The 16952-nt window shown below is 40.2% G+C and carries 16 protein-coding genes and 1 pseudogene; 11 read left to right on the plus strand and 6 right to left on the minus strand.

Going from position 1 to position 16952, the window contains the following annotated elements; all coding sequences use genetic code 11:
* The first annotated feature begins 10 nt into the window (after positions 1–10).
* Positions 11–457, plus strand: a complete 447-nt coding sequence (locus ACYVQ1_RS05215; protein WP_173940411.1) for a GNAT family N-acetyltransferase — start codon at positions 11–13, stop codon at positions 455–457.
* Positions 458–1091: 634 nt separating this feature from the next.
* Here the strand turns inward: ACYVQ1_RS05215 and ACYVQ1_RS05220 are convergent.
* Complete coding sequence (locus tag ACYVQ1_RS05220; RefSeq protein ID WP_461250065.1) at positions 1092–1652, minus strand: hypothetical protein; 561 nt, start codon at positions 1650–1652, stop codon at positions 1092–1094.
* Between the two features lie 3 nt (positions 1653–1655).
* A complete protein-coding gene (locus ACYVQ1_RS05225) occupies positions 1656–2186 on the minus strand; it encodes a hypothetical protein (RefSeq protein WP_224103625.1) in 531 nt (176 codons plus the stop codon).
* A gap of 478 nt (positions 2187–2664) precedes the next feature.
* Between ACYVQ1_RS05225 and ACYVQ1_RS05230 the strand changes: the two genes are divergently transcribed.
* The 6 genes and pseudogenes from ACYVQ1_RS05230 (at position 2665) to ACYVQ1_RS05255 (ending at position 8504) form a co-directional block, all read left to right on the plus strand.
* Positions 2665–2868 carry an ATP-binding cassette domain-containing protein gene (locus ACYVQ1_RS05230; protein WP_224103626.1) on the plus strand — a complete coding sequence of 68 codons (204 nt, stop codon included), beginning with the start codon at positions 2665–2667 and terminating at the stop codon, positions 2866–2868.
* A 123-nt stretch (positions 2869–2991) separates the two neighbouring features.
* Positions 2992–3442: pseudogene (locus ACYVQ1_RS05235) on the plus strand (cytidine deaminase family protein).
* A gap of 142 nt (positions 3443–3584) precedes the next feature.
* On the plus strand, positions 3585–4523 hold the full coding sequence (locus ACYVQ1_RS05240; RefSeq protein ID WP_461250066.1) for a bile acid:sodium symporter family protein: 939 nt from the start codon (positions 3585–3587) through the stop codon (positions 4521–4523).
* A 356-nt stretch (positions 4524–4879) separates the two neighbouring features.
* Positions 4880–6649: an Hsp70 family protein gene (locus ACYVQ1_RS05245; protein WP_461250067.1), complete on the plus strand. Its 1770-nt coding sequence runs from the start codon at positions 4880–4882 to the stop codon at positions 6647–6649.
* Positions 6650–6659: 10 nt separating this feature from the next.
* Positions 6660–8015, plus strand: a complete 1356-nt coding sequence (locus tag ACYVQ1_RS05250; RefSeq protein WP_461250068.1) for a J domain-containing protein — start codon at positions 6660–6662, stop codon at positions 8013–8015.
* A 3-nt stretch (positions 8016–8018) separates the two neighbouring features.
* Positions 8019–8504 (plus strand): hypothetical protein, encoded by a 486-nt coding sequence (locus ACYVQ1_RS05255; protein ID WP_461250069.1) that lies wholly within the window; start codon positions 8019–8021, stop codon positions 8502–8504.
* A gap of 90 nt (positions 8505–8594) precedes the next feature.
* On the opposite strand, the gene ACYVQ1_RS05260 is transcribed toward ACYVQ1_RS05255, so the two are convergent.
* From ACYVQ1_RS05260 to ACYVQ1_RS05275, 4 genes are read right to left on the minus strand one after another with little or no spacing between them, the layout of a single operon-like run.
* Positions 8595–9878, minus strand: a complete 1284-nt coding sequence (locus tag ACYVQ1_RS05260) for a glycosyltransferase (protein ID WP_461250070.1) — start codon at positions 9876–9878, stop codon at positions 8595–8597.
* Positions 9838–10494, minus strand: a complete 657-nt coding sequence (locus tag ACYVQ1_RS05265) for a hypothetical protein (RefSeq protein WP_461250071.1) — start codon at positions 10492–10494, stop codon at positions 9838–9840. The genes ACYVQ1_RS05260 and ACYVQ1_RS05265 overlap by 41 nt, the downstream gene beginning before the upstream one ends.
* The gene (locus ACYVQ1_RS05270) at positions 10487–11629 is read right to left on the minus strand and encodes a glycosyltransferase (protein ID WP_417163802.1); all 1143 of its coding nucleotides are present in this window, start codon (positions 11627–11629) and stop codon (positions 10487–10489) included. The genes ACYVQ1_RS05265 and ACYVQ1_RS05270 overlap by 8 nt, the downstream gene beginning before the upstream one ends.
* Entirely contained in the window at positions 11626–12402 is a 777-nt protein-coding gene (locus tag ACYVQ1_RS05275; RefSeq protein ID WP_461250072.1) for an SDR family NAD(P)-dependent oxidoreductase, read from the minus strand. Before ACYVQ1_RS05275 ends, ACYVQ1_RS05270 begins: the two co-directional genes overlap by 4 nt.
* 321 nt (positions 12403–12723) lie before the next feature.
* On the opposite strand from ACYVQ1_RS05275, the gene ACYVQ1_RS05280 reads away from it, so the two are divergent.
* From ACYVQ1_RS05280 to ACYVQ1_RS05295, 4 genes are read left to right on the plus strand one after another with little or no spacing between them, the layout of a single operon-like run.
* Positions 12724–13938: a glycosyltransferase gene (locus tag ACYVQ1_RS05280; RefSeq protein ID WP_461250092.1), complete on the plus strand. Its 1215-nt coding sequence runs from the start codon at positions 12724–12726 to the stop codon at positions 13936–13938.
* The gene (locus ACYVQ1_RS05285; RefSeq protein WP_461250073.1) at positions 13935–14915 is read left to right on the plus strand and encodes an NAD-dependent epimerase/dehydratase family protein; all 981 of its coding nucleotides are present in this window, start codon (positions 13935–13937) and stop codon (positions 14913–14915) included. Before ACYVQ1_RS05280 ends, ACYVQ1_RS05285 begins: the two co-directional genes overlap by 4 nt.
* Entirely contained in the window at positions 14890–15705 is an 816-nt protein-coding gene (locus ACYVQ1_RS05290; RefSeq protein WP_461250074.1) for an MBL fold metallo-hydrolase, read from the plus strand. The genes ACYVQ1_RS05285 and ACYVQ1_RS05290 overlap by 26 nt, the downstream gene beginning before the upstream one ends.
* Positions 15683–16945, plus strand: a complete 1263-nt coding sequence (locus tag ACYVQ1_RS05295) for a F390 synthetase-related protein (protein WP_461250075.1) — start codon at positions 15683–15685, stop codon at positions 16943–16945. Before ACYVQ1_RS05290 ends, ACYVQ1_RS05295 begins: the two co-directional genes overlap by 23 nt.
* The last annotated feature ends 7 nt before the right edge of the window (positions 16946–16952 follow it).

Raw genomic sequence — 16952 nt, forward strand, 5'->3', positions numbered from 1 at the left:
GAGAAAACTAATGACGATTATTATCAAATCAATGGAAACTCCTGAAGAGATAGAAGGTAAATCCCTCGTTCACTGGCAAACGTGGAGAGAGGCTTATGATGACCTTTTGCTTGCAGAATTTCAGGAGACAATGACATTAGAAAGATGTCGATTCTTTAGTCAAAAGTATCCAGAAAATACATTGATTGCGATAGATGGCCTGAAGGTAGTTGTTTTTATCAGTTATGGTAACTTTCGTGGTGGGACTATTCAAGCTGGTGAAATTATTGCTTTATATTTTTTAAAAGACTATTACGGAAAAGGAATAGCACAAAAGTTAATGAAAGCGGCTTTAACAGCTCTTGATTATTTTTCTGAAATTTTCTTATGGGTATTGAAAGATAATAAGCGAGCCATTGCTTTCTATCAAAAAATAGGTTTTACTTTAAAAGGAGTAGATGAAAATGAAGATGAGTAGACAAATGAAGTACAAGACAAGAGAAAAGTCTTCTTGGACTAAGAGCTTTTATCTTTGGATGGAAAGACACCGAAAGATTGGTCAACTCTTGGATACGAGTGTGTTATTTGTATCTATGTATTTCTCATTTTTTGCCGTCTCTTTCATTGGTTATCCATTCCCAAACTTAAACTATCTTTTCCCCTTATGGATCAATCTTTTCTTTCTGATCTTCTCAACCTATTGCCTTGCCTTTCGTTTTAGAAGTGATAAACTTCAGAAATGGCGTTACTTTTCATGGATATTTATTGGTTTAAATGGTCCTCTTTTTCCCTTACATCTCTTGGTAGGACTGAATTGGCTAAGTCGTCGTAAGACAACGAATTACCCTCCTCTAATTTCTATGGATCCAGCCTATGTCTGGGCTCCTATTGTAAGTTATCTATTTTTCTTTTTCTTAGGACTGGGCATTCTGCTTTTGATTATACAGATAGAAAACAGAAGAAGGAGGTGTAAATGGAACGAGAGACTAAGAGACAAAAGAAGGTCAGACAACAGAAGATCAAAATGAGAAAAATCGTAAGGAGGGGAAACCATTTCAAGGTTTATATGATCTCCCTAACAAGGTTAAAGTTGACAGTTGAGTAATAAAAGATTAGTCCCTCGAAAAACGTTCTTGATATTTTTTATTGAAAAACCATTGTAAATCAACACGAGGCTTATCCTCTAATTTATTCACTATGGGAGTAATTATTTCTTCAATATAGTGTTGGGCTTCCCTCTGTCTTTCTTCACTATCATCGTAAATATCTTTTCCCTCGTCAGGTCTTTGATAATAGTAAGTATAAAATTTACCATTATCACTAAAATAATAAGTTCGATAATTTTCTTGAGGAGTTCCTTTAGGAATAAGTGCATACTGAATAGAATTGCTATCAGGAGCCTGAGTTAGAATGGTCCCTTCTCCATTTATAATTGAATTATTACCATCTGTATCATACCTTAATCCTTTAATGTTTGGGTCATCTATTGAATCTAGATTATCCAAAATCATCACCATTTCAGGATTAGTATTTTTGGCGTGTGGTAAATGCTTTACATAATAAATAAAATAGGTTGATAAGTTATTATTGATGTAAATCATCCCTCCTAAAAAAAGGATGATGATTATTCCCAAACTGGCAATGAATAGCTTGATGATAGATTTGTGATGCATAGACTATCTCCTACGTTTCTTTATTGATTTTTTCTTTGGAGTAATTGCTTTTTTTATTGTTTTTACAGTTTTTTTGATAATCGGAACGGTTCGCTTGATAACCTTTTTTACAGGTTTCACAATTTTTTTGACAGCCTTCTTGACTGGTTTAGGAATGACTTTCTTAACTGCTGTAACCACTTTTTTTGTGGCAGTGGCAATTTTCTTAGTTGCTTTTTTAACAGTTTTAGGTACTGTTTTAGTGACAAAGGTTTTAGTGGCATTCCAAGCTTTTGTGGTCGTTTTCTTGATAGACTGTACCACAGGTTTGATAAATTTATTGTTTATTTTCTTAGCTGTGTTAACTACAGGTTTAATGATTTTTTTATTAATAGTTATAGGTACTGTTTTAGTGACAAAAGTTTTAGTAGCATTCCAAACTTTTGTGGATATCTTCTTTACAGACTGTATCACAGGTTTGATAAATTTATTATTTAATTTTTGAACTTTGTTAACTACAGGTTTAATGACTTTTTTGTTAACAGTTTTAGCCACTGAGGAAGCAGTTGTCTTTAGTGGATGTTTTAGAAATTTGTCAATGTTCCCATCATAAAGAACCGTATCAAGTTTATGAATGTTCTTCCCAATATCCTTATTTTTCCCTTTAAAGACATAGTAAAATAAGGCGCCTACCCCACCTACTGTTAGAAAAGCTGAGACAATCTCCATAAAGGAGGCTAGTTGCGCTTCTCCCTTGTCTTTTCCTTGATTTTTCCCATAAACTTCTATAAAAGCTCTTTGCGTTTACTATCTAAATCTTCCTGTCCATAATACTTTAAGATACGCTCATCGAGGGTTAAATCTTTGTAGTCAGGATGTCTAGCTAAAATAATGGCATCCATATCAGTAAAAATATCTGTTTCAGGTATTGAAATTTGTAGAATTATCTAAGTGGGCTAATAGAGAGTCTTTAGAGTTAATGCTTTCAAATGATACTATATAACTTTTAGGTGGAGAAGCCAAGAGAGTTGCTTTGGCAAGAGCCTTATTGATGAAGACGGATATCTTATTTTTAGACGAATTTTCTTCTGGTATTGACCTTGAAACGTTATCAAAAATAGAGAATCGACTTTTACAAACGAGTAAATTAATTATTTACATCACACATGTAGACACCGATAGAATTATCCAACAATTTGATGAAATAATAGATTTGAATGGGTTTGTAGACTTATAAAACGATGACACTCTTAAAAATTCAACTTGACATGTTCAATGACACTATTAGCCAGTCTAGCCCTAGTCGCATGGTTGAAGAAAACTATAAGCAGAGAAAGTGATCGTGTTTAAAGGAGAAAAAATGGATATTTGGCAAAAAATGTATGAACAGGCTCAAGCCTTGTATCAGCCACAGGAAGTCTCAGACTTTGTCTATGCTAAGCATGTCGTGGCTGCGGTGGAGGCTGAAGATGGACAAATCTTCACTGGCTTTTGTATGGAAGGAACTTGTGGTGTTTTCCATCTTTGTGCCGAAAGGGCGGGCCCTCTTCAATATGTATCAAGAGACTGGTCAGACCAAGGTAAAGCGTATTATCGCCTTTCGTGACCAGCCACCTCATGGTGGACCGTCTGGTATGCCTTGTGGAGCCTGCCGGGAATTCCTAATGGAGCTCCATCCCGATAATCGTAACTTAGAGTTTATGGTTGATTACGAGACACGTCAAACCATCACTCTGGGTGAATTATTGCCTTTATGGTGGGGAGAAGAACGGGCTCAGAAATTTGAAGAGGAGTCGGAAGGCAAGGCTTAAGTGTGATAGAAATCTCTAAACTCTCGCAATTCAATTGCGAGGGTTTATTTTTTGAAGTAAATTTCAGAAAATTCCAAACACACCTTGAAATTCAAAATGAAAGTGCTATACTATATCGTGAAAATAGAAAGAAGGTTTCATTATGGAATCACTAGTATCTTTTAGTAAATGGCTCAGCAAATGGTTTACTGTAGCTGTTATTCTCTGGGCTGTCTTTAATTACGCCTTTCCAGCAACAAGTAGTTGGGTCATTCCCAATACGGCCTACTTGCTTGGTTTGATTCTCTTTGGTATGGGGCTTACTTTGACCACTGAGGATTTCAAGCGTATTGCTAAGCGTCCAATCCCAGTTATCCTAGGGACTGTTGCTCACTATGTCATCATGCCTGGTTTGGCTTGGCTGCTCTGTATGATTTTCCATCTTAAGGGTGCGACAGCAGCAGGTGTTATCCTAGTTGGGTCTTGTCCGAGCGGAACTTCATCTAGTGTCATGGCCTTTCTTTCAGGTGGGGATGTTGCCTTGGATGTTTCTATCGAAACCCTTTCAACTCTTTTGGCACCACTCATGATTCCAACGCTCTTGTCCTTCTTGGCTGGTCATTATGTCAGTGTGCCTGCACAAAACCTTTTCCTTAGTACCTTGCGTATCGTTGTTGTTCCTATTATCTTGGGTGTGGTTATCCACTCTATTTTTGGTAAGAAAATCAATGCCATCATTAAGATTATGCCTTTGATTTCACAGGCTGCCATCCTCTTGATTGTTGGGGCAGTTGTTTCTGCCAACCATGCCAATATTTTCACAGCAGCGACAGCTCTTGTCATTCCAGTTGTCATGCTCCACAATCTTTGTGGTTATGCCCTTGGTTTTGGATTTTCAAAACTCCTTGGTTTGGAAGAACCTCAACAAAAAGCCATTACCTTCGAAGTGGGTATGCAAGACTCAAGTTTGGGGGCAACGCTTGCCATGAAATATTTTGTGCCACAAGCTGCTATCCCATCAACTATCTTTAGTATTTGGCACAATATCTCAGGTTCTATCCTTTCATCATGGTGGAAGAACCATTCAAAAAATAGTCATTAGGATAAATGAAAAGCTGACCTTAGGTTGGCTTTTATTTTTTGATAAAGAATCTTTTTTGAGACTTTCCCTAGGTGATGACGGACATCAGCAAACATCAAAGAAGTTCCATACTTAAGTTTCGAGTCTCTAGTCTAAGGTCTCGAAACTTCTCAACCCCTGATGAACTTAGGTTTCAGGGGTTTTAATCACAGCGGAAAGTACCAGTTATACTCACGTCTTTCCTAAAAAAGAATGTTATGTCATTCTTTGCAGACTCTCTTAGTTCATGGCGTATTTGAAAGAGTTTATTAACCTTTTGAAAAGGACATTTTTGACTATGTTATAATAGAAAGACAAAAGCAGTTTAGGAGAATGTTATGGCAACAATTGGTATTGATTTGGGAACGACTAATAGTCTAGCGGTTACCTATCGTGAGGGAGAGGTTGAGCTGATTCCAAATGGTTTTGGCGAATATTTGACGCCCAGCGTGGTCCATGTGTCTGACCATGTCTTGACGGTTGGAAAAATTGCCAAGGAACGCTTAGTGACTGATCCTGATAACACAGCCCAACTCTTTAAACGTTCCATGGGGACTAATGAAATGTTTTACCTCGATGGGGAAGCTTTTTCGGCAACGGATTTGTCAACCCTAGTGGTTAAGCAGTTGGTGGCAGATGCTGAAAACTACTTAGGTGAAAGGGTAGATGAGGTACTCATTAGTGTGCCAGCTTATTTTAATGAAAAGCAACGTTCAGCTACCAAGGCTATTGGACAACGTTTGGGCATTAAGGTGGAACGTTTGATTAACGAACCTTCTGCGGCGGCCATTGCTTGTCACAAGATTGGTAAGGACGAGTCTTTCATTGTCTTCGACTTTGGAGGTGGGACGCTTGATGTCTCTGTGGTTGATTGTTTTGACAATGTAATTTCAATTGTTTCCATTGCAGGTGATAATTTTTTGGGTGGTAGTGACTTTGATAAGGCAATTGCTGAAGATTTTTGTCAGTCGCAAGGGATTGATTTGGAGAAATTAGATAGGAAGCAAAAATCTAGCCTCCTCTTGTCCGCAGAACGGTGTAAACTCAAGCTGCAAAAGGAAAAAGTGGCTGCGGTATCCTTGACCTATGATGACCAATATTACATGAAACAATACAATCAGGCAGAGCTTAAGACCATCATTCAACCGGTTCTTGACCGTGTTAAGAAAGTTATTGGTAGGGCGGTGAGTGATAGTGGTTACAAGGCACATGAGCTGGATGCTTTTATCTTGGTCGGTGGGTCTAGCATGATGCCTTTGGTTCAATCTTATATCACGAATCTGCTCAATCTTCCTATTAAGCGTCTGAAGGATATGGATGAGTTGGTTGCGCGTGGTTTGGGGACTTACTTGGCGGTCAAAGAGCGTCAGGAGAAGGTCAAAGATTTGGTGATTACAGATATTTGTCCTTTCTCATTGGGAATCAGTGCCTATGACTCTGACTTTGATAAAAATATCTTTTCAAAGGTCATTAATAAGCTGTCTGTCCTTCCGACCTCTGCAAGTAAATATTATTATGCCAGTCGGGGACAGAAACAGTGTCGCTTTATGATTTATCAGGGAGAATCACTCGACCCTGAGGCAAATCTCTTTTTGGATGAGTTTATTATCGATGTTCCTGGAACTGCGACTAAGACAGAATTTTTTGAGACCACCTTTACTTACGATATTAATTCCATGCTCTATATAGAGGTTAAACTGGGGTCAACAGGCGAGACTAAAACGTATCGTATCGGTAGTCAAAGTAAAATCGAAGAGGTCGATAAGAGTGAGCATCTGGAAAATATTAAGCTTGTCTCTGATCAATTGTCCTTTGAGGCCGATTTTAAAACGCAGTCTGAGCGGGCCTATCGTTTAGTCATGGAAATGCCTTATAAGATGCAATTACATTTTTTGTGGCAAATGGAAGATTTTGAAAAAGGCTATCAGTTGGCTATTAACAATATCAAGAAGCGAAAAGAAATCGTGAAACGCTACCAAGCTTATCTTGATAGCATTGAAAATATCATGTCACTAGATGATTTGGATATTTTCCGTCAAGAAGAAGCTGACCATGAGGAGACTGGTGAACCCTTTGATAGGTCTGATGACCCTAATTTCTGGAGATAGGAGGTGACGCATGAATTTTTGGTCGATTTTGGGCATTCAACCAACCAATAATCTAAAAGACATCAAGAGAGCCTATGCCAAACAGAGTAAGGTTTACCACCCAGAGGATGATCCTGAAAATTTCCAACGCCTGCAAAAGGCTTATCAAGAGGCCCTTGCCTGGCAAAAATCGCATTCTGAAAATGAGGATATGAATGCCGTCATAGGCCATAAACAGGCTGATGGCAGTGTGGCTGGTCTGGTATCTGCCTCTCAGCTAGAAGCTTCCTTTAAACAAGTTGCAGATGCTAGCAAGTCTAGTCAAAATCAAGATAGTATTGAAGAACTTGAGCTTACGGCTTCTGCGACTGAAGAAGTCAATGACGAGCAAGTGACTGAATATGAGGTTCAGCAGGTAGATACTGAAGAAGAGCAAAAGCAACTGGATGAGTTAGTCTTATCTGATATTCATGAAAGGTTCAATCAGAGTGAGCCTTATTCAAGGACTAGCGAGGACTCTGTTCTTAGAGAAGATTTAGCTATCAAAGATCAGGATAGTTTTCTTCAAGTTGTTGAGGAGTATTTTCTTTGCAATCCTCTGACTATTTCTAAACTCAAAGGTTATATCAATCAGTGCTCTGATTTGGGTTGGTTGGGTGATCAGGATTTTGCCTACCGTTTGACTAAGACTATAGGAGCTATACTCGAAAGAGGCGGCCTGAAATATGAGACCTTGGAAGGGCTTGAAACGTTAGCCAAGGAGTTTGATTTCACATTGTTGGAGGCCTACCTTTGTGACCTCTTGGATAAGAAATACAAGCAAGATGTTTGGCAGGGACGTCCGATACGTCAAGTGACGGAAGTGACCGAGCCCACCCGAACAGGGCAAAAGATTATTGTCGTCTATTTTCTCATTATGGTCTGTGGTATCTTTTTCCTCGCCAATGGCTTTTTCACCCGAGAAATGCTGAAATCGCAACCTAAGAAGATACAAGTCATTACAGGGCTTACAGGAAATGAACTGGTATCACAGGGGACGGTAGATAAAGCAGCATCTGCTATTTCTGATTTGGCTAAAAAGTCAGACAAGCCCATTTCTGACACTAAAAAGGTAGTCTACGACCAGGCCAGTTCAACCTTTGTGATTGAAGATAGCACGACAGGACAGCGTCAAGAACTACCAGGTGTGACAGAAGTTTATGTTTTGCCGGTTTATGAGAATGGTCAAGAGACCAAGGGGATTGCAACAACAACTGACGGTAGCAATTGGGAACTTAGAGATAGTGACGGCCAGGTCCGTGGTCCAATTACTTTATCAGTTGCCATGTCATCAGATATTGCTATCAAGAGTGAAAATGGAAGCTACACTACGGTAGAGAAGGAGTAGGACATGAATGATTTTATTTTAAGAAATAGTGAAAGAGTCCTCGCTCTCCTCCTTACAGGTATTTTCCTAGCTCTCTTGTATTTTGGAAATCAGAAAGGCTTACATCTCTGGTTTGAAAGTGGGCGTGAAAGTGGTAGTCTAGGCTTGGTGACGGGAATCTTTATCGTTTTTTTGCTTGGGCTTATCGCTATTATCTGGATATTAACAGATAGATTTTTCCTCTTTGTCTTAACCAAGATGGGTTATTATAGCGAGGATTGGTCTAAGGTTGTTGGCGTCATCATTGGAAAGAGAATTGCCAAAGCACCAAGAACAAGGGCTAATCATTTCCTAGTGGTTAAGGTTGGTGAGACCAAGCGTAATTTTTTCGTCAGCTCAAGTGATTTCAATACACTTGATAAAGGTGATACCCTTTGGCTACGAAAAGTCAGAGTGCATTACAAAGGACGTGTTGTCCGCACTTATTATGAACTTGCTGAGAGATATTAGACTGTAAAAAGCTGACCTTGGGTTGGCTTTTTATACTGACTAAAATTTACAAAAAAACTTAGGAGAGGACCTAAGTTTTTGTTAATAAGATTATTTATCTATGTTTAAGAGTCTTTCAATCTCTTGATAAAGTATTTCTGTCGGTTGATAGGCTTTGTTTTTCTGAGCCAGAGCTTTTAGGTGCGACCAATCTTCTCGAGAAACCAATTCATTAAATAAGCGCAAGACTTCGGATTCTGTCTTTTTACGAGAGACTAAACCAATTTGGAATAACTCAGCCCGAACCGCATTGTCAAACTGGTCATAGTCCTGGGGCAAAATTAGACTTGGAATGCCCTGCTCGATACAGCCCATCAGGATTCCTGCACCTGCATGATGAATGGCAAAGTCCATTTGATCCAGAACATCTGAATAAGGGAGGTAATCAAAGATCAGAAGATTCTCCGACAAGATCCTTGGTGGATGCTCCAAACCACTAGAGTCGCCTAAGGTTACGTAAAAGACATAGTCAGGATGTCTTTCGCTCAAAATCTTCGTCAATTCCACCATCCGCTCTTTTTCCCATTTTAAATGAGTCCCGCAAGTGACGAAGACACGCTTTTTAGAGCTAGTAAGATACTGCTTCTGTTCTTGAGGAAGTCGATCAAAAGATAGACAGCGATAACCAACCCATTTGAGCTGGGGTGGAAAATCGTCTCGAAACTCCAACTCATTCATGCCCAGAGCTAAGATTGAATAGGGAGAATAGATAGCTTCTGTCCCGTCTTCACGGTACAATTTGAAATTCGCTAGGGTAACGAGATTCTTCTTGACCAGCGAAAGTCCAACTTTCTTTGCCAGACGGATAACTTGCCTGCCCAGTGCATCCCGCCAATTGTAGAAGATTCCCTGATGTGGTTTCCACCCTCCTAAATAAGCAGGAGTGGTCGTGCGACTCTCAATAGCTACTGGACTTGGAATGGTCGTAATCCAGGGGATTCCCAAATGATCTGCTAACATACCAGCAGGAGCTGCTACAAAATCTGCAATAACCAAGTCAGGGCTCCCCTCAGAGTCCCAAATTCGATTTATTTCGTCGAAAACTTCAGGGACCAGTCTGCTATTGGCCATTAATTGTTGATACATGATAAATAGATTTGCTTGCTTTGATGTATTGGCTATATCTTCCATCACCGTCGGACGATCAGGAAACAAGGCAAGGCAGTCAAAACCAATCTGCTCAACCAATGCCTTTTTCTGAAAACCTGTAATAACACGGATCTGAAAACGCGGATCCTCCAGCAAGGGTTTCACCAGGGTCAAGGTTGGAAACAAATGGCCACTAAAGGGGACGCTAATCACATCGATTTTTATCACTTTTTCTAATCCAGTCATAGATGATTCCTTTCACATCTTCTCTGTACTCATAGCTATAATGATCCGTATCCACTTGAATATCCGCTGAGTGGCGATCCAGAATACGTGAATAAGGATCTTTCTTTCCTTTGATGACCAGTAGCTCTAGTTCTTTTTGATTTAAGAGAAGATGGGAAACCGGGCCAAGCGCTATCACGCGCAATCTTGGAAGGGTGACCTGATTCCCTAAACTTCTGAACCACTGGGTCAGCATATTGACACCTGAACTCTTACAAACAAGAACTACTTCCTGCGCTTCCAACAAGGGAGACAAGTGCTCCTGTAACAACTTTTGGAAACGAAGGTTCAAAATCGTATGCCAATAGTAGATGATATTGGATGCAGAAGCTGACAAGAGGGATACTTGTGGAGACTTTATATGTTCAAAATCTTGATTGAAGGGAAAATTACTGGCTACCACTGAATAGCCAGATGGACAAATTGCATGGAGGAGGTCTAGTTGCCCAGCTGTCAGCCCGGCACAAGTAATATCACTGCTCCCACTAAGAAAGAGAACCAAGCGATCAGAGTCTAGCATGGTCTGATCAGGAGACAAAGCAGACAAACGGTCTAGATAGGACTTCATCTTACTCATAACGAATCTTTCCATCCGTCACTCGAATCTTCCGCCCCCGCCAATTAATCACAGGAGGTGTTATTAGAACATAGACAAACAGCCAAGGAAGCAGGAAATCATTCAGCACTTCGTAGGTGACTTCATCCAAGTGTAAGCGATTGGTTAGAATGCTTTGTCGATAGAGGAGCATCCAAACTGCCTTGAATACCAGTAAGCTTAAGGCTAGAAGAAGATAAGGCCAACCTAAAATAAGACTTAAGATCAAACCTGGAAGAGGTAGAAAACTCGGTAAACCTATGAGGCAAAAGACCTTCCAGTCTAGGTGTTCTTTGAGATAGATAGAGCTAAAGAGAAGCCACCGCTTCATCTGGAGCAGGTATTGCTTAGCGTTTTTTATAGTGGTTCGAACATTACAGGTAACCCGCGTTTGGATAATGGATACTCCTTTACTCCTTAAAAAATCGGCCACAGCTAAATCATCACATAGATAGTCCTTAATCGCTGTGAAGAGCCCCTGATCTTTTGCAAGTTCTACCGGTAGGATATAAAACATCCCGTTGATGGAGTGATTTGCCTCAACTTCTGCCATGGTAAAATAGGTAATAAAAGAATTGCCATTAACGAATGCTGCAACCAGCTTGGACCAGAAATTACTTCTTTCTTGGTTATAGGGAATACCTGTCAGAATGACCTCTTGACCTAGATAGGTAGTCAGCTCACCCATTTTAGAAAAATCAATCACACTATCATCGTCCAAAACAATTAGATAAGGCCGGGTCAACTCCTCTACAACTTGCTCAATCTTATAACTCTTTGGATTAATCCCCTGAGGGACGTCTTCAATAAGAAAGATTCGAATGCGTTGGGCAAATGACTCATCTTGGCAAATCTGATCTGCTACTCGCTGGGCTTCTGTATCAGACTGGTCGATCAACCAGTAGAACTCCACTGATTCTGTTTGCTGGAGATTAGCCCGCAAATCATTCGCTAAACGAGGATCCCCAGAGAGGATGGGTTGGACCACTGTAAAAAGCTCTTCTGGGAAGTCCGCAATATGAGACTGGCCTTTTTTATAATAAATGAAGGACAGCAACCAACGGATGAGAAATAAGAGAAGATAAGCAAGGCCTAAAAATATAAATATAAATTTCATCTATTAAGTCCCTTTCGTAAATACCTTGCAAGGAGACGAATAATCCATCTTTGGGGAAGCAGACGACCTAGCAAAACTAGCAAGCGATAGCGAAGGCCGATAACAGCATAGGAAGTACCCCTTTCTATGAATCGAATCAACTGCTGAGCGACTTTCTCAGGCTTCATCTGCAAGCGACTGCCTCCCAATGCTTCTACTAGTTTAGGAGGAAAAATACCTGTTTGGACTGGTCCAAGAAGGTAAAGTGCAATTCGGACCTGAGAATCTGCATTTTTTAGTTCCTCATGGAGGGCTAGAACGTAAGTTTGCAGAGCAGCCTTACTGGCACTGTATGCGGCCAAATAGGGATGGGGAAAAAGAGCTGCCAGTGAAGAAAGTTGGACTAGCCGGATTTTCCGATTTTTCTGCACTAGCAATTTTATTAGCTGGACTGGAGCATGGTAGTTTACCTGCCAGAGCTCTTGTTCCTTTTCTGTGGCTAAATCACTTCCTATGGAGAAGCTAGCTAGTCCTGCACAATTGACCAGAAGGTCAGCATCTAATGCCTTTCCAAAATTCTCCAGTGCTTCCTTATCACACAGATTTAAAACCTTAATTGAAAGTTGTGCCTTGCTTCCAGCTAATTCATTTTGCAGTTGGACTAATTTGTCTGGATTTCGGCCTATTAGAACCAGAAAATCAAGATGTTTTGCCAGTTCAGTTGCTAGGTGACGTCCAATTCCTCCTGTAGCTCCCAAAATAATTGCCTTACTAAATGAGTCTGTTGTTTGCATAACTCTAGTTTATCAGATTTTACTGAGACAGAAAACTACCTCTCAATTCCTTTGGAAAGAATATTTGTTATGATGGAGGTAAGTTAGGGGATTCTTGCTAAAAAATATTGAAATGTTTTATGTTAAAGTATTTGTGGCAAGCTTTGATTGATTAATGGATGAAAAATCTTACTGAAGAAGTGTATCTATTCAGAGAAAATGAGTTTAGATAGTATTTGGTTTTGAGTAGTTCTTTCAAAAAAAATTTGCTATGCTAGTGTTATGTGAAAACTAAAAATTGACGTGGTCATCGTTCTATTAAGTGGGCACCTTTATCCAACCATGAATCTGCTAATGCCTTTATTAAAAGATCCTCGCTATGATATTCGTTTATTCACAGGACAGCAGAAACGTGCAGTAGCTGAGGCAGCAGGCTTTAAGGTTGTTACTATTCTTGAAGGTCATGAAATGGACTTTGAAAGGGTGGCTAATAATAAGGAGCAATTGGGCCTTTTTTCTGCTTATCGTCAACTATCAGCTAGTCTTGATATTATTAATCTTGTTTCCGATCAATTACTATCGGAATGGAAAGTAAGCCGACCTGATTTAGTCATTGCCGATTATGTCAGTTTGTCGGGTGGACTTGTTGTAGAGCAAATGGGGATTCCGTGGATAACGACAATGGCCACACAATTTGCTATTGAAACGACGGATGGTCCTCCTTGTTTCTTCGGAGGAATGGGAAGTCCGAAGAATCGCAATCAATTGATTCAACAATGGCTAGGCAGAAAACTGACTCGTTTCTTGAAGTATTCCGCCACTTTTTTATTACGAAATCGTTTAAAGCGTTATGGTTTTAAAATGTACAACCATAAGGGACAAGAGAGTATCTATTCACCGTATTCTATTTTAGGAATAGGAATGAAAGAGTTGGAGATAAAGAAAGGGATCCCAGAACATTACCACTGGGTGGGTCCTACTGGAGGTTCAGTTGAGCGATGTGAGGATTATCCTCTTGATTTGTCGCCATTTGCAAATCGTAAAATTGTCTTTGTGACTTGTGGAACCCAATTGGATTGGGCAAAGGACAATTTAATTTACCAAACGAAGCTGTTAGCTAAGTCTCATCCAGAGTGCCAGTTTTTTATAACTTTAGGTCTTGGAGGGCAAGAATTCCAATGCCAAAAATTAATGGATAATGTTTCAGTGGTTTCTTATCTTCCCTACAATGAATACATTCCTCAGATGGATTATGTCATTCACCACGGTGGTTCAGGTATTTTTTTCCAATGTATTATAAATAAAAAGCCATCCTTAATACTTCCTCACGATTATGACCAGTATGACTATGCTATTCGTGGACTCGAGGCAGGTGTGGCTTTGACTGCCAAAAGAGAGGATGACAAGGCAATTGGGCAAGCTTTTGAGGCATTGTTGGCTAAGAAAGATTGGTCTGAGCTAGAGGCTTTAAGTCATGCTGCCAAGTCATACCACCCTACAGAAGTAGTGGAGGGTGAAATTGCTCGCCTGCTGGCAGACAAGGAGAAAAAACAATGAAGAAAGTTTTAGTAACGGGTGCTACAGGTTTTTTAGGCAAGTATGTCGTGGAAGAACTGGTTAAGCACGGTTATCAAGTCAGAGCTTTTGGTCGTAATCGTGCAATTGGCCAGTCTCTGGTAAATGCCTCTTTGACCTTTATTCAAGGAGATTTGACAAACCAAGAGGATTTGACTAAGGCTTGTCAGGAAATGGATATGGTCGTTCATGCCGGCGCTTTGTCAACAGTCTGGGGTCCTTGGGAAGACTTTTACCAAACGAATGTCTTAGGAACTAAATACGTCCTTGAAGCTTGCCGTAAGGCTAAAATCGAGCGCTTGGTATATGTGTCGTCTCCAAGTATCTATGCAGCGCCTAGAGACCAGCTGGATATCAAAGAAAGCGATGCCCCTCAGGAAAATAGGCTTAACAATTACATTCGAAGTAAATTGGCATCAGAAAAACTATTTAAAGATTATCCTGATGTGTCTAGTGTCATATTGCGACCTCGAGGACTTTTTGGGATTGGAGACACCAGCATTTTGCCACGTGTTCTTAATCTTAGTCAGAAGATCGGTATTCCTTTGATTGGTGATGGTCGCCAACTGATGGATATGACCTGTGTGGAAAATGTTGCTTTGGCTATTCGTCTGGCTTTGGAAACTCCTCAAGCAGCTGGAGAGGTTTATAATATTACTAATGGAGAACCTAGAACACTTAGGGACTTGATTGAAGAAACCTTGAGAGGTTTGGGCTATCCCATCCGCTATCGCAAAATTCCAGCTCCACTTGTGTCTGTTATTTCAAGTAGTTTGGAGTGTATTTATAAGAGACTAAAGCTCAAGGGAGAGCCAGCCCTAACACGCTATACCTATTACTTGCTGCGCTATAGTCAGACTTTAGATATTAGCAAGGCAGAGCGTGACTTGGGCTATCGGCCTAAAATAACGATTTCAGAAGGGATTGAACAATATGTCCAAGATTATCGAAAGCATTGATTATTTTCCTGCGGGATATTGTACTAGCTATACTGGTCTTTTGTTCAAGAAAGTCAAGAATAAAAAGATGACCTTTCCAGCCGGTGTCTTTCTAATCAAACACAGAGATAAAGGCTATCTGCTTTATGATACAGGTTATCACTACGATATTAAGACCCAGCTTCGCTATGTCTTGTATCGTTTAGGAACGCCGGTGCAGATGACAGAAAAGGATCAAATTTCAAACTTGTTGAAGGCGAAGGGGATTAGGCCTGATGACATTACTTATGTTATGCTTTCCCACCTGCATCCTGATCATTTGGGAGGGGCTGGCTTCTTTCCTAATGCGAGCTTCCTTCTGACTCAGGAGGTTTATGAGGTTTATCAGAAGCCTAAGTTGAAGGATTTGATTTTTAAGGAATTTTTGCCAGCGTCTTTTGAGAAACAGGTAAAAGTAATCAAGGCTGATCAGCAAAACTCAACTTTTCCTTATCGTCCGACCTGTGATTTATTTGGAGATGGAAGTATCTTGGTAGCCTCTGTTGATGGCCATGCCAAGGGTCAGGCTTGTCTCTATATTCCAGATTATAATCTTTTTATCGCAGCGGACTTGTGCTGGGGTGTCGATTTGCTACCTTATACGAAACAAATGCACCTCATTCCGTCCTTGGTTCAGGATAACATGGCGGATTATATCAAGGGGACTGAGTTACTGGAGGATATCCTAAATGATGGGACGGAAGTACTAGTTAGCCATGACCCTGTAGAAAGGATAGAGCGTATCTTGTATGAAAAAAATAACCTTTCTTAAAACCTTTATCCAAACCAGATGGCTTCACAACTTCAAAACGAGAGCAGCTTTAGAAGCTTATCAGAAAAAGCAATTATCTAACTATATGGATTTTCTAAAACGGGAGTCTCCTTATTTCAAAAATGGTGTTCCTACTGACTTCGACCATATGGATAAGACCTTTATGATGACGCATTTTAACGAGTTAAATACTCAAGGCATCGATCGCGATGAAGCTCTAGCCTTGGCTATTGAGAGTGAAAAGACTCGTGACTTCACGGAACTTAAAGGTGAAGTAGCTGTTGGTTTATCTTCAGGAACATCGGGACATCGTGGCCTCTTCATCACGACTGAGAAAGAGCGAAGCATGTGGGCAGCAGCTATTTTAGCTAAGATGTTGCCAAAGAGTCATCTTTTTGGCCACCGAATTGCCTTTTTCCTGAGAGCAGATAATGAACTCTATCAGACTATCAATACGGCAGTGATACGATTAGAATACTTCGATATTTTCAAAAATACTGATGAACATATTGAACGTCTTAATCATTATCAACCGACTATTGTTGTGGCACCAGCTTCCATGTTAATAGAGTTGAGCAAGCGTCTTAAGGCTGGAGACTTGTCTATCTCACCGCAAAAAATTGTCTCTGTAGCAGAAATTTTAGAGGATAGTGATAGAATTCGCATCTCGAGTGCCTTTAAGCTACCCATTATTGACCAGGTTTATCAAGCGACGGAAGGTTTTTTAGCCTGTACTTGCTCTGCAGGCAATCTTCACCTCAATGAGGATATCATTTTTGTTGAGAAAGAGTATCTGGACGAGCGTCGATTTTATCCAGTGATAACGGATTTCAAACGAAGCAGTCAACCTGTTTACCGCTACAAACTTAATGATATCTTGGTTGAAAATCCAGAACCTTGTCCATGTGGTTCTCATTATACAAGGATTGACAAGGTCGAAGGTCGCTCCGATGATATCTTCTACTTTGAAGGTCAGGATGGAGGACAGGTGACAATCTATCCTGATTTTATCAGGCGTTGTATTCTCTTTGTGGAAAGTGTTGGAGACTATCAAGTCAAGCAACATTCAGAGAAAATTGTTGAAGTCTGTCTAAGCCAACGAGACGAGCAAGTAGAAGAAGCTATCACAGCTCAGTTTCAACTCTTGGCGCAGCAAAAGCAGTTTAAGGTTCCAGAAATCCATTTTTCCGATTATCATTGGGATACCAGTCGAAAACTCAAACGTATTCAGTGTTTATGAAAGGATG

The organism is Streptococcus parasalivarius (genome assembly GCF_054785155.1).

Excerpts from the sequence above, each read along its gene's own strand:
- ACYVQ1_RS05260 (WP_461250070.1), bottom strand. The coding sequence starts at position 9,878 with ATGACTGGATTAGAAAAAGTGATAAAAATCGATGTGATTAGCGTCCCC.
- ACYVQ1_RS05220 (WP_461250065.1), bottom strand. The coding sequence starts at position 1,652 with ATGCATCACAAATCTATCATCAAGCTATTCATTGCCAGTTTGGGAATA.
- ACYVQ1_RS05265 (WP_461250071.1), bottom strand. The coding sequence starts at position 10,494 with ATGAGTAAGATGAAGTCCTATCTAGACCGTTTGTCTGCTTTGTCTCCT.
- ACYVQ1_RS05245 (WP_461250067.1), top strand. The coding sequence starts at position 4,880 with ATGGCAACAATTGGTATTGATTTGGGAACGACTAATAGTCTAGCGGTT.
- ACYVQ1_RS05275 (WP_461250072.1), bottom strand. The coding sequence starts at position 12,402 with ATGCAAACAACAGACTCATTTAGTAAGGCAATTATTTTGGGAGCTACA.
- ACYVQ1_RS05290 (WP_461250074.1), top strand. The coding sequence starts at position 14,890 with ATGTCCAAGATTATCGAAAGCATTGATTATTTTCCTGCGGGATATTGT.
- ACYVQ1_RS05295 (WP_461250075.1), top strand. The coding sequence starts at position 15,683 with ATGAAAAAAATAACCTTTCTTAAAACCTTTATCCAAACCAGATGGCTT.
- ACYVQ1_RS05255 (WP_461250069.1), top strand. The coding sequence starts at position 8,019 with ATGAATGATTTTATTTTAAGAAATAGTGAAAGAGTCCTCGCTCTCCTC.
- ACYVQ1_RS05240 (WP_461250066.1), top strand. The coding sequence starts at position 3,585 with ATGGAATCACTAGTATCTTTTAGTAAATGGCTCAGCAAATGGTTTACT.
- ACYVQ1_RS05280 (WP_461250092.1), top strand. The coding sequence starts at position 12,724 with ATGAATCTGCTAATGCCTTTATTAAAAGATCCTCGCTATGATATTCGT.
- ACYVQ1_RS05285 (WP_461250073.1), top strand. The coding sequence starts at position 13,935 with ATGAAGAAAGTTTTAGTAACGGGTGCTACAGGTTTTTTAGGCAAGTAT.
- ACYVQ1_RS05270 (WP_417163802.1), bottom strand. The coding sequence starts at position 11,629 with ATGAAATTTATATTTATATTTTTAGGCCTTGCTTATCTTCTCTTATTT.
- ACYVQ1_RS05250 (WP_461250068.1), top strand. The coding sequence starts at position 6,660 with ATGAATTTTTGGTCGATTTTGGGCATTCAACCAACCAATAATCTAAAA.
- ACYVQ1_RS05215 (WP_173940411.1), top strand. The coding sequence starts at position 11 with ATGACGATTATTATCAAATCAATGGAAACTCCTGAAGAGATAGAAGGT.